Source organism: Streptomyces sp. NPDC046876, from assembly GCF_040645035.1.
In the GTDB taxonomy this organism is placed as follows: Bacteria; Actinomycetota; Actinomycetes; order Streptomycetales; family Streptomycetaceae; genus Streptomyces.
In genome coordinates, this window is record NZ_JBEYXK010000076.1 from 19021 (window position 1) to 34016 (window position 14996).

General features: G+C 72.5%; 8 protein-coding genes. 5 read left to right on the top strand and 3 right to left on the bottom strand.

Annotation, left to right across the window (positions count from 1 at the left end):
• Nucleotides 1-72: 72 nt before the first annotated feature.
• The 3 genes from ABZ924_RS28950 to ABZ924_RS28960 form a co-directional block, all read right to left on the bottom strand.
• The gene (locus tag ABZ924_RS28950) at nt 73-1698 is read right to left on the bottom strand and encodes an ABC transporter substrate-binding protein (protein WP_361915951.1); all 1626 of its coding nucleotides are present in this window, start codon (nt 1696-1698) and stop codon (nt 73-75) included.
• A gap of 426 nt (nt 1699-2124) precedes the next feature.
• Complete coding sequence (gene typA, locus ABZ924_RS28955; protein ID WP_361915954.1) at nt 2125-4029, bottom strand: translational GTPase TypA; 1905 nt, start codon at nt 4027-4029, stop codon at nt 2125-2127.
• Between the two features lie 380 nt (nt 4030-4409).
• A complete protein-coding gene (locus ABZ924_RS28960; RefSeq protein ID WP_361915957.1) occupies nt 4410-6737 on the bottom strand; it encodes an ABC transporter substrate-binding protein in 2328 nt (775 codons plus the stop codon).
• Nucleotides 6738-7098: 361 nt separating this feature from the next.
• Between ABZ924_RS28960 and ABZ924_RS28965 the strand changes: the two genes are divergently transcribed.
• The 5 genes from ABZ924_RS28965 to ABZ924_RS28985 all read left to right on the top strand — a co-directional run bounded on the left by ABZ924_RS28965 (nt 7099) and on the right by ABZ924_RS28985 (nt 14729).
• Complete coding sequence (locus ABZ924_RS28965; RefSeq protein WP_361915960.1) at nt 7099-7329, top strand: hypothetical protein; 231 nt, start codon at nt 7099-7101, stop codon at nt 7327-7329.
• A 111-nt stretch (nt 7330-7440) separates the two neighbouring features.
• The gene (locus tag ABZ924_RS28970) at nt 7441-8262 is read left to right on the top strand and encodes a hypothetical protein (RefSeq protein WP_361915963.1); all 822 of its coding nucleotides are present in this window, start codon (nt 7441-7443) and stop codon (nt 8260-8262) included.
• Between the two features lies 1 nt (nt 8263).
• Entirely contained in the window at nt 8264-10189 is a 1926-nt protein-coding gene (locus ABZ924_RS28975) for a fumarate reductase/succinate dehydrogenase flavoprotein subunit (protein ID WP_361915966.1), read from the top strand.
• Complete coding sequence (locus ABZ924_RS28980) at nt 10186-10962, top strand: succinate dehydrogenase/fumarate reductase iron-sulfur subunit (RefSeq protein WP_361915969.1); 777 nt, start codon at nt 10186-10188, stop codon at nt 10960-10962. Before ABZ924_RS28975 ends, ABZ924_RS28980 begins: the two co-directional genes overlap by 4 nt.
• A gap of 83 nt (nt 10963-11045) precedes the next feature.
• A complete protein-coding gene (locus ABZ924_RS28985) occupies nt 11046-14729 on the top strand; it encodes a protein kinase (RefSeq protein ID WP_361915972.1) in 3684 nt (1227 codons plus the stop codon).
• The last annotated feature ends 267 nt before the right edge of the window (nt 14730-14996 follow it).

The window sequence follows — 14996 nt, forward strand, 5'->3', positions numbered from 1 at the left end:
GGAAAGGGCGGGCAGACGGAAACCTGATTCCGCCTGCCCGCCCCCAGGTACTCCCCTAAGTGAAGAGGGGTGTTAGTTGAGCTCGACGTTCGCCAGGTCCATGCGGCCCTGGGCGTCGACCTCGACGTTCTTCACGGACTTGGAGTAGGCCGAAGAAGACATGTAGGTGAAGACCGGGATGTACGGCAGGTCCTTGATGATGATGTCGTCGGCCTGCTGGTACAGCTTCTGGCCCTCGGCCGGGTCCGTGGCCTTGTCGGCCGCGTCCATGACCTTCTCGAACTCGTCGTTCTTGTAGTGGCCGTAGTTCGAACCGTTGTCGATCGCGACCTTCGAGAAGATCGGACGGAGGTAGTTCTCGGCGGCCGGGTAGTCCATCGACCACGCCATGCGGAACGCGCCCTTGTACTTGGCGGCGCCCAGGTCGTCCAGCAGGTCGCCGAACTTGGCGTACGGCTTGGCGGTGACCTCGAGGCCGAGGTTCGCCTTCAGCTGGTTGGCGACGGCCTCGATCCACTCCTTGTGGCCGCCGTCGGCGTTGTAGCCGAGCTCCAGCTTGTTGCCGGGGATGCCGCCGGCCTGCTGGAAGAGCTCCTTGGCCTTGGTCGGGTTGTACGTACCGGCCTCGCCCAGGGCGCCCTTGCGGTAACCCGGGATGATCGGGCTGATGAAGTCGTCGGCCGGCTTGCGGGTGCCGTTGAAGATGGTCTTCGTGATGGCGTCCCGGTCGATGGCCATCGAGATCGCCTTGCGGATCTCGACCTTGCCGAACGCCTCGGGGTTGGTCTCGAGCGGCAGGCCGATGTAACCGACGGCCGACTCCGGCTTGTAGATGTAGCGGTCGCCGAACTCCTGGGAGACGGTGGCCATCGCGGAGATCGGGAGCTTGTCGACGATCTGGATGTTGTCGGCGCGCAGGTCGTTGTACGCCGTGTCCAGGTTGTCGTAGATCTTGAAGGTGACGCCCTGGAGCTTGGCGCGGCCCTCGGTGGGGTACTTGTCGTACCGCTTCACCTTGATCTGCTTGTTGTGGTCCCAGGCGCCGTCCATCTGGAACGGACCGTTGCCGATCGGAGCCTCGCCGAACTTCTTCGGGTCGGCCTCGAACGCCTTGGGCAGCGGGTAGAAGGCGTTGTAGCCCAGCATGGTCTTGAACTGGGAGAAGGGGTTCTTCAGCGTGACGGTGAAGGTCTTCTCGTCGACGACCTTCAGACCCTTGAGCTCGGTGGCGGTGGGCTTCTTGTCCTTGCCCGGCGCCAGCTCGTCGGAGCCCTCGATCTTCGAGAAGAACGGCATGCCCTCGGCGGCGTTGTCCTGGTTGGCGCCCCAGTTCCAGGCGCGGACGAACGACTGCGCGTCGACCTTCTCACCGTTGTGGAAGGTGTAGCCGTCCTTGATCTTGATCGTCCAGGTCTTCGAGTCCGTGGTCTCGATGGACTCGGCGACCGCGAGCTTCGGCTCGTTGGTCTTGTTGTCGTAGTCGACCAGGCCGGTGAACAGGGCGTTGAGAACCTCGGCGCCCTCGGACTCGGCGGTGTTCTGGCCGATCAGACCGTGCTGCGGCTCGCCGAGGACCACGGTGATGCTGCCACCGCCGGCCTTGTTCCCGGCGTCGTCCTTGCTGGTGCTGCATGCAGTTGCGGCCATCGCCACGATGACTGCACCGGCGACCCACTTGGCGCTCGTTGCTCCGCGCATGGGTTATTGCCTCCTCAGGAGTCACTGTCGATACGTGAAGGACCCGGTTGGCGCTGACACCCCTGACAGCGAAATCCGGACCCATCGTGTGTGCTCGTGAGTCGACGCTCCCCACAGCGTGTGACCCATTGACCCGAGCTCAATGGAGCCATCCTCAAGGACGCCCAGTTCGTAAACCACACTTGAGTGGTCTCGTTTTCACAACATCGATCCGCGGCAGAAACCCGAAATCCGGACAAAGGGAACAGAGACAGACACGTGCGAAACGGACGGTTAGCTCACCTTCCGGAGCGTCACGGTCGGTATGCGGACACCAGAACGCAATAATCCACTTGACAAAAGCGAACAGCCCCTCCCGCCACGGTGAACCGTGGGAGAGGGGCTGTCCGTCCGGGGCGGACCCCGGGGATGCCGTGAACTACCGCATTACTTGGCGGACTTGGCGCGCGACGCGGTGCGCGAGCGCTCCTTCTGGTCCAGGACGACCTTGCGGATGCGGACGGCCTCCGGGGTCACCTCGACGCACTCGTCGTCGCGGCAGAACTCCAGGGACTGCTCCAGGGAGAGCTTGCGCGGAGGAACGATCGCCTCGAACGAGTCGGCCGACGAGGACCGCATGTTCGTGAGCTTCTTCTCCTTGGTGATGTTCACGTCCATGTCGTCGGAGCGCGAGTTCTCGCCAACGATCATGCCCTCGTACACCTCGGTGCCGGGGTCGGTGAACAGCACGCCGCGCTCCTGCAGGTTGGTCATCGCGAACGCGGTGACCGCACCGGCGCGGTCGGCGACCAGGGAGCCGTTGTTGCGGGTCTGCAGCGCGCCGAACCACGGCTCGTGGCCCTCGTGGATGGAGTGCGCGATGCCCGTGCCGCGGGTCTGCGTCAGGAACTCCGTACGGAAGCCGATGAGGCCGCGGGACGGGACGACGAACTCCATGCGGACCCAGCCGGAGCCGTGGTTGGACATGTTGTCCATGCGGCCCTTGCGGACGCCCATGAGCTGGGTGACGGCGCCCATGTGCTCCTCGGGCACGTCGATCGTCATGCGCTCGACCGGCTCGTGGACCTTGCCGTCGACCTCCTTCGTGACGACCTGCGGCTTGCCGATGGTCAGCTCGAAGCCCTCGCGGCGCATCTGCTCGACCAGGATGGCGAGCGCGAGCTCACCGCGGCCCTGGACCTCCCAGGCGTCGGGGCGGTCGGTGTCGAGGACGCGGAGCGAGACGTTGCCGATCAGCTCGCGGTCCAGGCGGTCCTTGACCTGGCGGGCGGTGACCTTGCGGTCCTTGACCGCCGCCTTGGCGTCGGCACCCTTGCCGGAGCCGCCGCGGCCGACCAGCGGGGAGGTGTTGGTGCCGATGACCATGGAGATCGCGGGCTCGTCGACCGTGATCAGCGGGAGGGCGACCGGGTTCTCCGGGTCGGCCAGCGTCTCGCCGATCATGATGTCCGGGATACCGGCGACGGCGCAGATGTCACCGGGGCCGGCCACCTCGGCCGGCTTGCGGGTGAGCGCCTCGGTCATCATCAGCTCGGTGATGCGGACGTTGGAGATCGAACCGTCGCGCTTGATCCACGCGACCGTCTGGCCCTTGCGCAGCTCGCCCTGCTCGACGCGGAGCAGCGCGATGCGGCCGAGGAAGTTGTCGGCGTCGAGGTTGGTGACGTGGGCCTGGAGCGGCGCGTCCTCCTCGTACGTCGGGGCCGGGACGTGCTCCAGGATGGTGGAGAAGAACGGCTCCAGGTTGTCGCTGTCCGCGGGGACGGTGCCGTCCTGCGGCTTGGTCAGCGAGGCGATGCCGTCACGGCCGCAGGCGTAGACGATCGGGAACTCGATCTGGTCCTCGTCCGCGTCCAGGTCCAGGAACAGGTCGTACGTCTCGTTGACGACCTCGTCGATCCGGGAGTCCGGGCGGTCCGTCTTGTTGATGCAGAGGATGACGGGCATCCGGGCCTGCAGCGCCTTGCGCAGCACGAAGCGGGTCTGCGGCAGCGGACCCTCGGAGGCGTCCACCAGCAGGACGACGGCGTCGACCATCGACAGGCCGCGCTCGACCTCACCGCCGAAGTCGGCGTGGCCGGGGGTGTCGATGATGTTGATCGTGATCGGGGCCCCGCCGTCCTTGGGGTGGTACTTCACCGCCGTGTTCTTGGCGAGGATCGTGATGCCCTTCTCACGCTCCAGGTCGTTCGAGTCCATCATGCGGTCGTCGAGCTGCTGGTGGGCGGCGAAGGCACCGGCCTGCTTGAGCATGGCGTCGACGATGGTCGTCTTGCCATGGTCGACGTGGGCGACGATGGCGACGTTGCGGATGTCGTGGCGCGTGGGCACTTCGGCGCTTCTCCCGGGATCGTGGATGGCGTCGCGTACGGTCCGGCACGCGCGCCCTGGCCGGGCGGAAAACCTGCCACGGCCTTACCCCATGGTACGTCGCGTGGCGGGAAGTGCCCGCCGGGGGGTCTGTCAAGAGGCCGGAAGGCTGACCGCGGCCGGAGTGCGGGGTGGGGGGTCCGGCCGTGCGCTCTGCGGGTCCCCGGGGGTTGTTCCTGCAGGTGGCTGTGGGGGCGCCTGCAGGTGGTGCCGTGGTGCGGTGGGTGGTGCCTCGGGTCAACGGGCATCCACGACCTTGCCCGCCGGACGTGCGGCGGGCAAGGGACTTGAGTCACATCTGAGCTTGCGGGGCCAAGGTCAATCCGAGGGGCGCCCGATTGTCACTTGTTCTTCGCCTTTCCTTCCCCGGCGCCCGACTCCTTGGCACTCGGGGCCTTCTTCCACCCGATGTCCTGGAAGCGCGGAGTGCCCAGTCCGAAGGCGCCGGCATTGGCCAGGGACGGCTTGACGGCCACCAGCTCGGGCCGCTGGTAGAGGGGGATGGAGCCGGCCGCCGCCCAGATCCGGGCGTCCGCCTTGCGCATCAGCTCGCGCGAGGCGTCCTCGTCCAGCTCGCCGAGGGCCTGGTCGAAGAGCTGGTCGATGTGGTCGGTGCCGACCCGGGTGTAGTTCTGTTCGACGAGCAGCGAGCCGTCGGCGGCCGGCTCCGGCTTGGCGAAGATCGGCCGGGCGTCGGTGGCGGGGTAGGCGGTCGCCGGCCAGGAGTACAGGGCCAGGTCGTACTGGCCCGAGGCCACGTGGTCCCTGAAGAAGCTCTCGTCGGCGACCTTGGTCAGCTCCGTCTGCACGCCGATCTTCAGGAGCATCTGCGAGATCCGCTCGCCCACCGCGCGCAGCGCCTCCGAGCCCGGGCCGGACGGCAGGACGAAGCGCAGGGTGAGCGCCTTGCCGTCCTTGGCCATGATCGCGCCGGAGGTACGGGTGTGCTGGGCGGGCGCCGGGGCCGGGCTGGCCGTCCCGCCGGCGGGGGCGTCCGGGCCGGCGGGGGCGGCGGGCGTACCGGCGGGGGCGGGTGCGCCGACCGGGCCGGGTGCGCCCGCGGGGGCGTCCGGGCCCGGTGCGCCGGCGGGGGCGTCCGGGCCCGTTGCGCCGGCAGGGGCGTCCGGGCCGGGTGCGCCGGCGGGGGCGTCCGGGCCGGGGACGGTGCCGGGGACGACCGGGCCGGGGGTGGTGCCGGGGAGGGCCCGGGCGGGCGCGGGGGCCAGGGAGAGGTGCCGGCCGCCGACGAGGGCCACGGGGCCCAGGACGGAGCGGGCCGCCGGGAGCGCCCGGTCCAGGGTGTCGCCGCCGCGGTCGTCCTCCGAGCCCACGACGTACAGGCCGTCGTTGCCGGTGCCCGGGCCGGCCGGGGTCTTGCCGTCGCCCTTCGCCTCGGATTCCGGGCCCGCCTTCGCGCCCTCGGGCTCGGTGATGCGGCCGCCCCGGCGCCAGCCGGCGTCCGCCAGGAGGGCCTGGGCGGCCTTGGTGTCCTGGCCGCCGAGCGCCTCGCTGTTGTCGGCGTACGCCCGCTGCCCGGCCAGTGCCACGTGGCTGCCGACGGGCTTCACCGGCAGGCCGAGCGGCTTGAGGACGATCTCGGCCAGCTCCTTGCGGTCCAGGGCCCGGGCCACGGCCCGGCGGACCCGCTCGTCGGCCAGCGGGCCGGAGGCCCCGTTCAGGGCGAGCTGGGTGTAGGCCGGCTCCAGGGACTTGCGGACGGTGAAGCCGCGCAGGGCCGCGTCGGCGCTCTGCGCGGGGGCCCCGACCGCGCCCGCGCCGGTGCCCGTGCTCGCCGCGTGTTCCGCCTCGCGGCGGGCGGCGGCGATCCGGTCCGCGCCGGCCCGGTCGATCTCGGCCATGTCGACCTTGCCCGCGGCCAGCGCCGCGATGCGCTCGGCCCGCGGGACGGCGGTCAGGACCAGGGTGTCCAGCTTGGCGGGCCGGCCCCACCAGCGGGCGTTGCGGGTGAGCGAGGCGGTGCCGGTCTTCTTGTCGACGGCCCCGAGGGTGAAGGGCCCGGCGGTGACCTTGAGGGTGCCGCGGGCGCCCTCGTTGAAGGCCTCCGGGGTGCCGGTGACCTGCTTGGGGTAGAGCGGGGAGAACAGCGAGCGCCAGTCGGTGTACGGCTTGGCGAAGGTGACCTTGACCTCCAGGTCGGACTTGCCGCGCTCGATCTTCTCGATCCGCTCGTAGCCGGCGTTGCGCGCGGTCCAGTACGCCGAGTCCTTGCCGTTCAGGGCCCGCCACTGGGCCGCGAAGTCGGGGGCGCCGATCTCGCGGCCGTCACTCCACACCGCCTGCTGGTTCAGCTTGTACAGGACGACCTGCTTGGGCTCGCGCTCGACGATCGCGGCCTTCTCCAGGTAGTCCGGGTTGGCCACCGGCCGGCCCTTCTCGTCCAGCGTGAACAACTGGGGCAGCACCGCCTGGGCAACGCGGGTGGTGGCGGTGTCGGCATCGGCCTGGAAGGTGTTCAGGGTCTCCGGGAGGCTGTCCACGGCCCACCGCAGCACGCCGCCGTCGGCGACCTTCTCCCGTGCCGTCGCCGCGATGTCCTGGCCGGCGGCGACGGGACCGCCGTCGTCGCTGCCGGAGCACCCCGCGAGCAGCGGCAGTGCGAGGACTCCCGAAGTCAGCAGCGCCAGGGGCCTGCGCCTTCTGTGGGACATGGGTGCTACCTCCGGGCGGGGCGTGAAGGGCGTGGAGCACGTTTGGCGGTATATCGCATTTGGCGGTATATGGAGCTGATCACACCGGGTTCAGAAACACACTGAAATCCACGGGCCGCCGCACCGTGCGCACCCGCCCCTCGCCACGCCGCGAACCCCACCCGTGCGGACCAATCCCGCTTGCGCCCGGAACGGGCGTTCCCCCGGGAGAGGGATGAGAATGGAGGCAGGGAGGGGCGCACAGATCGCGCCTGCGCGCCCGCAATCGCTTCCTGTCCCTTCACAACCGGGGGCGCGAGGGGCGACACTCGCAGGCGCACATGAACGTTGCCACCGCAACCTGCGGAAGTGAGGGCAAGTCATGTCCCAGCAGGACGATTTGAATGCCGTACGGCGCAGCCTGGACGAGCTCACCCGCAAGGTCGAGGAGCTGGAGCGCAGAGCCTCGGGCAAGGCGTCCGAGAGCGGTCGCGCCGCCCCGCCGCCCGACCGGTCCGGAATGGTGACCATCCCGGACACCCCGTACGACAACGCACTGTGGACGGACACCGACGACGAGGGCCTGGGCTCCCGCGACCGGCGAGCACCCTGAGTCCGCAGCCGTAACCTTCCGCCACCACCCCACCCATCAGACCCAGCCGCCCCCACCCGGGGCGGCTGGGTCTCCTGGGCCACCCCCGACTCACTCCTCCCGGAGTCCCCTTTGGCCACAGGTACAGAACCACCCCGGCAGCGGAGCGGCGTCCACGATGCCACCCGGGCCGCGATCGCCGCCCGGCACCTGCGCACCGACCGGTGGTGGCTGGCCCCCGCCGGCACCGCCGCCGGACTGCTCGCCTTCATCGTCTACTCGACCTGGCGGGCCTTCGCGAACGCCGACTACTACGCCGCGCCCTACGTCTCCCCGTTCTACTCGCCCTGTCTGGCGGAGAACTGCCAGGAGATGCGCGCGGGCCCGAACTACGACCTCCTCGGCACCTGGTGGGGCCTGTCCCCCGCCCTGCTGATCCTGGTCTTCCCGCTCGGCTTCCGGCTGACCTGCTACTACTACCGCAAGGCCTACTACCGGAGCTTCTGGGCCTCGCCGCCCGCCTGCGCCGTCGCCGAGCCGCACACGGCGTACACCGGCGAGACCCGCCTTCCGCTGATCCTGCAGAACGCGCACCGCTACTTCTTCTACACGGCGCTGCCGGTCGCGGGCATCCTCACGTACGACACCGTGCTGACCTTCCGCAACGACCGGTACGAGTGGGGCCACATGGGCCTCGGGACGCTGCTGTTCGTTCTCAACATCGTGCTGATCTGGGCCTACACGCTGTCCTGCCACTCCTGCCGGCACATCATGGGCGGCCGCCTGAAGCACTTCTCCCGCCACCCGGTGCGCTACCGGCTGTGGGGCTGGATCAGCCGGCTCAACGGCCGCCACATGCAGCTGGCCTGGGCCTCCCTGATCAGCGTCGCCGCATGTGACCTGTACGTCTACCTGCTCGCCACCGGCGCCTTCACCGACCCGAGGATCTTCTGACATGGCTCAAGTCGACCGGCAGAGTTGGGACGTGGTCGTGGTCGGCGCGGGCGGCGCCGGGCTGCGCGCCGCGATCGAGGCGCGCGAGCGCGGCGCCCGTACGGCCGTGATCTGCAAATCCCTGTTCGGCAAGGCCCACACGGTGATGGCCGAGGGCGGGATTGCCGCCTCCATGGCCAACGTCAACGCGCACGACAACTGGCAGGTGCACTTCCGCGACACCATGCGCGGCGGCAAGTTCCTCAACCAGTGGCGGATGGCGGAGCTGCACGCCAAGGAGGCCCCGGACCGGGTCTGGGAGCTGGAGACCTGGGGCGCCCTGTTCGACCGCACCCCGGACGGGCGGATCTCGCAGCGCAACTTCGGCGGCCACGAGTACCCGCGCCTGGCGCACGTCGGCGACCGGACGGGCCTGGAGCTGATCCGCACCCTCCAGCAGAAGATCGTCGCCCTCCAGCAGGAGGACTTCAAGGAGTACGGCGACCACGAGGAGCGGCTGAAGGTCTTCCAGGAGTGCACGGTGACGCGCGTGCTCAAGACCGCGTCCGACAGCGGCTCCGCCGCGGGGTCCAGGGTCTCGGGGGTCTTCGGCTACGAGCGCGAGTCGGGCCGGTTCTTCGTCCTGGAGGCCCCGGCGGTCGTCCTCGCCACCGGCGGGATCGGCAAGTCCTTCAAGACCACCTCCAACTCCTGGGAGTACACCGGCGACGGGCACGCGCTCGCGCTGCTGGCCGGCGCCCCGCTGCTGAACATGGAGTTCGTGCAGTTCCACCCGACGGGCATGGTCTGGCCGCCGTCGGTGAAGGGCATCCTCGTCACCGAGTCGGTGCGCGGCGACGGCGGGGTGCTGCGCAACTCCGAGGGCAAGCGGTTCATGTTCGACTACGTCCCGGACGTCTTCAAGGAGAAGTACGCCGAGACGGAGGAGGAGGGCGACCGCTGGTACGAGGACCCCGACAACAACCGGCGCCCGCCCGAGCTGCTCCCCCGCGACGAGGTGGCCCGGGCCATCAACTCCGAGGTCAAGGCGGGCCGCGGCTCCCCGCACGGCGGGGTCTTCCTCGACGTGTCCACCCGGATGCCGGCGGAGAAGATCAAGCGCCGGCTGCCCTCCATGTACCACCAGTTCAAGGAGCTGGCGGACGTGGACATCACCGCGGAGCCCATGGAGGTCGGGCCGACCTGCCACTACGTGATGGGCGGGATCGCGGTCGACTCGGACACCGCCGCGGCCCGGGGCGTTCCGGGGCTCTTCGCCGCCGGCGAGGTCGCGGGCGGCATGCACGGCTCCAACCGGCTCGGCGGCAACTCGCTGTCCGACCTGCTGGTCTTCGGGCGGCGGGCCGGGCTGCACGCGGCCGCCCACGCGGCGGCGCCCGGCGGACGGCCGGCCGTCTCCGAGGCGCAGGTGGACGCGGCCGCGGCGGAGGCGCTGGCCCCGTTCCACGCCGCGGAGGGCGCGGAGAACCCGTACACCCTGCACCAGGAGCTGCAGACGGCCATGAACGACCTCGTCGGCATCATCCGCCGCGAGGGCGAGATGGCCGAGGCGCTCGAGAGGCTGGCCTCGCTGCGGGCGCGGGCGGCCCGCGCCGGCGTCGAGGGGCACCGGCAGTTCAACCCGGGCTGGCACCTCGCCCTGGACCTGCGGAACATGCTGCTGGTCAGCGAGTGCGTGGCCCGGGCGGCCCTGGAGCGCACCGAGAGCCGGGGCGGGCACACCCGCGAGGACTGCCCGGCGATGGAGCGCAGCTGGCGCCCGGTGAACCTGCTGTGCCACCCGGTGCAGCCGGTGCCCGAGGATCCGGCGGCCGACCGGATCGTGCTGGAGCGGGTCCTCACCGAGCCGATCCGCTCCGACCTGCTCGGGCTCTTCGAGAAGGAAGAGCTGGCCAAGTACCTCGCCGAAGAGGAGCTCCACGGGTGACCACATACGACGCACGCTTCCGGATCTGGCGGGGCGACGCGGAGGGCGGGGAGCTGCGGGACTTCACCGTCGAGGTGCACGACGGCGAGGTCGTCCTCGACATCGTCCACCGGCTCCAGGCCACCCAGGCCTCGGACCTGGCCGTCCGCTGGAACTGCAAGGCCGGCAAGTGCGGCTCCTGCAGCGCGGAGATCAACGGCCGCCCGCGGCTGATGTGCATGACGCGGATGTCGGTCTTCGACCGGGCCGAGACGGTCACCATCACCCCGCTGCGGGCCTTCCCCGTGATCCGGGACCTGGTCACCGACGTCTCCTTCAACTACACGAAGGCGCGGGAGGTGCCGGCGTTCGTACCGCCGCAGGGGGTGGCGCCGGGCGAGTACCGGATGCAGCAGGTGGACGTCGACCGCTCGCAGGAGTTCCGCAAGTGCATCGAGTGCTTCCTGTGCCAGGACACCTGCCATGTGGTGCGTGACCACGAGGAGAACAAGACGGCCTTCGCCGGCCCCCGCTTCCTCATGCGGGTGGCCGAGCTGGACATGCACCCCCTGGACGCGGCCGCCGAGGCGGGCCTGGACCGCAAGCGCACCGCCCAGGAGGAGCACGGGCTCGGCTACTGCAACATCACCAAGTGCTGTACGGAGGTCTGCCCCGAGGGCATCCGGATCACCGACAACGCGCTGATCCCGCTGAAGGAACGGGCCGTGGACCGCAAGTACGACCCGCTGGTGTGGCTGGGCAACAAGATCCGGCGCCGCCCCGACCCCCACTAGACACCCCGGCAGTACACAATGCCCCCTGGGAGAACGCCGATTGGGTCGATGGGTCGATTGCGTCGATCGAGTCGATTGACGTGATGTCAGGGGGCATCGGGGTGCAGGTGGGGGATCTGCTGGCCGGCCGGTACCGGCTGGACAGGAAGCTCGGCCAGGGCGGGATCGGGGTGGTCTGGCGCGGGCACGACCTGGAACTGGGCCGGGCCGTGGCGGTCAAGGTGCTGCTGGAGGACTCCGCCACGAGCGAGGAGGTCGTCGCCCGGTTCCGGCGCGAGGCCACGATCGGGGCGCGGCTGCAGCACCAGGGCATCACCGTGGTGCACGACGTGGGGCAGGAGGACGGTCGGCTCTTCATCGTCATGGAACTGCTGACCGGCGAGGACCTGGCCGCGGTCCTGGCCCGGGACGGGGCGCTGGAGGTCGCCTTCGCGGTCGATCTGGCCGCCCAGACCGCGGAGGCCCTGGCCGCTGCGCACGAACGGGCCGTCGTCCACCGGGACCTCAAGCCGGCGAACCTCTTCCTGCTGCCCGACGGGCGGCTGAAGATCTGCGACTTCGGCATCGCGCACTCCGCCGACGCAACCGCGCGGTGGACGGTCACCGGGCGGATCTTCGGGACGCCGGCGTACATGGCGCCGGAGCAGTGGCGCGGCGAGCGGGTCGGCGCCGCGTGCGATCTGTACGCACTGGGGTGCGTGCTGTACGCCCTGCTGAGCGGGGAACCGCCCTTCGGGCAGTTCGAGGTGCCGTACGTGCTGATGCGGCGGCACATCGAGGAGGATCCCGTCCCGCTGCGGCGGGCCGGGGCCGCGGTCCCGCCGGAGCTCGAGCGGCTGGTGCAGACCCTGCTGGCGAAGGACCCTTCGGACCGCCCGGCCTCCGCCCGCACGGTGGGCACCTCCCTGCGCGCCCTCCTCACCCCGGCGCCGCCCCCGTCGTACGGTCCCCCGCCGACGGGCTACGGCACGGCCCTTGCGGCTCCCGGGGGCGGGGACGGGGCCGGCGAGGGCGAGGCCGACGCCACTGCCGTGGTCGGGGCCGACGCCCGGGGTGGGTCTGCCGCCGCGGGTGGAGCTGCCGTTGGCGGCGCGAGACGTCACGGAGCCGGTGGCGGTGCTCTGGCCGAGGCAGGAACCGGAGTCCGGACCGGACGCCGGGCCGGGTCGGGAGACCGGGTCGGCTCCGGCGCGGGAGCCGTGGGCGGGGAGCGGCCCGAGGCGGGGGCCGAAGCCGGCCCCGAGGCTCACACCGGCCGTGGAGCCGGCGCCGCCGTCGACACCGGGCCGGGAGTCCGTGCCCACGCCGAGACCGGAACGGGCTCCGGCACCGGGGCCGGAACCGGGAACGGAACCGGAACCCTTTCCCGCACCGGGACCGCAGCCGGGACCGGCAGCGGCGCCGCAGTCGGTCCGGGAACCGAGAGCCGCGGCCGGGCCGGAACCCACGCCGGACCGGGGGCCGAGGGGGCGACCGCAGCGGCCGGGTCCGAGGCCGGCACCCGTGCCGGGGCCGCCACCGGCGGCGGAGGTGTCGGTGGGTGGTGGGTCGGTGGTGGGGACGTGCCCCAAGGGGTGCGGGACGTGGTGCGGGGGCTGGTGCAGGACGTCGAGGAGGTGCTCGGCGCAGTCGGGACCGCGGGCGCGGTGCGGGGGGAGGTGCTGGCCTCGGCCGCGGATGCTGCCGCCCGCATCGACGCGGACCTCGCGCTGCGGCTGCTGGACGGCGCCGAGCGCGCGGCCTGGGCCGGCGGTGCGGGCGACGGGGCCCGCACGGCCCGGCTGCTGACCGCCCTGGCCAAGGCCACCGCCCCGCACGCCCCGGCCCGGGCCCGCCGGCTCCTGACCGACGCCCACCAGGCCCTGTTCACCGTGCCCGGCCCCGACCGCCTCCCCGCGCTGCGTGCGGTGGCGGAGGAGCTCGCCGCGGTCGCGCCGGAGCAGGCCGGGCAGATCGCCGCGTACCACTTCGCCGACGGCCCCGCCGGCAGCCGGCTCCGGGCCCGGATCGCCAGCACCCTCGCCGCCGCCGACCCGCGCCGCGCCGAGCGGGAGCTCGACCGGATCGCCGACCCGGTCCGGCAGGCCGCGGCCACCTACGACATGGTCGTGGCCCTGGCCCCGCGCGACCTGCCGGCCGCGCTCCGCCTCAGCGAGCGGATCGGCTCCGCCGGGGGCCGGCTGCTCGCCCTGTGCCAGCTGGCGCAGGACCGGGCCTCGGCCGGGGACACGGCCGGCGCCGTCCAGGCCCTGGCCCAGGCGGAGGAGTGGCTGCCCCCGGTGCTCCAGGAGCGGGCGGCATGGCTGCGGGAGGAGGCCGCCCGCTCCGCCGAGCGGGGGGACCACGTCGAGGCGGAGCGGCTGAACGGCCGGGCCGCGGGCCTGCTCCGCGGCCGCCTGGAGGCCGCCGGCGGCGACGAGAAGGCCGGCCACGCCCTGGCCGCGCTGGAGGCGGCCCGGGCGCGCGTCGCGGAGGCGACCCTGCCGCCGCTGGACCCGGCCGAGGCCCGGGAACGCGCGGAGCGGGTCCGGAGCCTGCCCGATCCGGCAGCCCGGGCCCGGGGGTTGGCCCGGATCGCCCGGGCGTGCGTGGTCGCGGGGCGGTCGCGCTGGCTGCCGGAGGCGGCGTCCGAGCCGGGCCGCAGCCCGGTCCCGCCGGCCCGGGCGGAGCCGCCGGAAGCCGAAGCCGCGGTGGGCGGGCTGACCGCCTGGCGCAGCGACGTCCGGCCGGACTGGATGGGCGCCTGCGGCGACGGCGTCGTGTGGCGGGCCGGCGCCGAGGTGGGCCGGGTGTCGGGCCGTACGGGCTCCACCCGCTGGACCGCGTACGCCGACGAGGGCACCCCCGCCCGGCCGGCCGCCGACGGCGCGGTGGCCGTGGCCTGCGCCGCCGACGCCCGCACGGTCTGCGTCTGCGTCCGCTTCGAGGCGGATGCCGCGACCCGGCTGGTGGCGCGCGAGCCGCAGGGCGGCCGGGTGCGGTGGTGGCGGGACCTGCCCGCGGCGGGCCTGTACGCCGTGGCGGGGGACCGGGTGGTGGTGACCACCCCCGAGGGGCCGGTCGCGCTGGACGCGGCGACCGGGGAGACGGTGTGGGCCCGCACGGTGGACAGGGACGCCTCGCGCGAGCTGCGGACGGCGGGGGAGCTGCTGGTTCTCCTGGACGACGCGCGGCTGGAGGCGGTGCGGCCGGCGGACGGCCACGTGCCGTGGACCCGACCGCGCATGCGGGCCGGCGGCGGTCCCGCCCGCGCCACGGGGCCGGCCCGGGCCGGGGAACGCCTCGTCCACGTCCTGGACGGGAACGTCCTGCGCGGCCTGTCCCGGCGCACCGGGCTGGAGGTGTGGCAGTTCGAGCCGGGCGTCGCGGCCGCGGCCGGGCAGGTGGTGGCCGAGGAGGACCGCGGCGTCGTGTACACCGCCGCGCACCTCGCGGAGCAGGGGCGGGACGTGGTGTTCTGCCTGGACGCGGGCACCGGCCGGGTCCTCTGGCAGCGGCCCCTGACGCGGCGCCGGGCCACGGGGTGCGGTCTGGAGCTGCTGGGGGTCGGGGGCGGCGGCCTGTACGTGCGGGTGGCCCGTCCCGGCCGCCGGGGGCTGCTGGGCCATGGGCGCGACGCCGAGCCGTACGTGGTCGCCCTCGACAAGGCCACGGGCCGGCCCCGCCGCCAGTGGGACGACCCGGCGCTGGCCGACCACGCCCCCCTCCTCCTCCCCCACGCCCTCCTCCTCCCCCGCCCCACCCTGTCGGCGTTCCCCCTGACGTGACGGCGGCCCGCGCCGCCGCTCAAGGCGCGGGATCTGAGGCAGCGCCCCAGCCGCCACCTTCGAAGCCGGGGCTGTGCAAATCCAGCCCCGCCGGCGCTTGAGGCGCGGGATCCGGGGCAGCGCCCCAGCAACCCAGCCGCACCATCAAAGCCGAGGGTCGGCAACTCCAGCCCCGCCGGCCGGGGGGTTCGGGGGGGGGGGGGGGGGGGGGCCGGTCTCACAGCGGGCGCGGGGGGGGCGGGGCGCGGGGGCGCGCGCGGGCGGCGC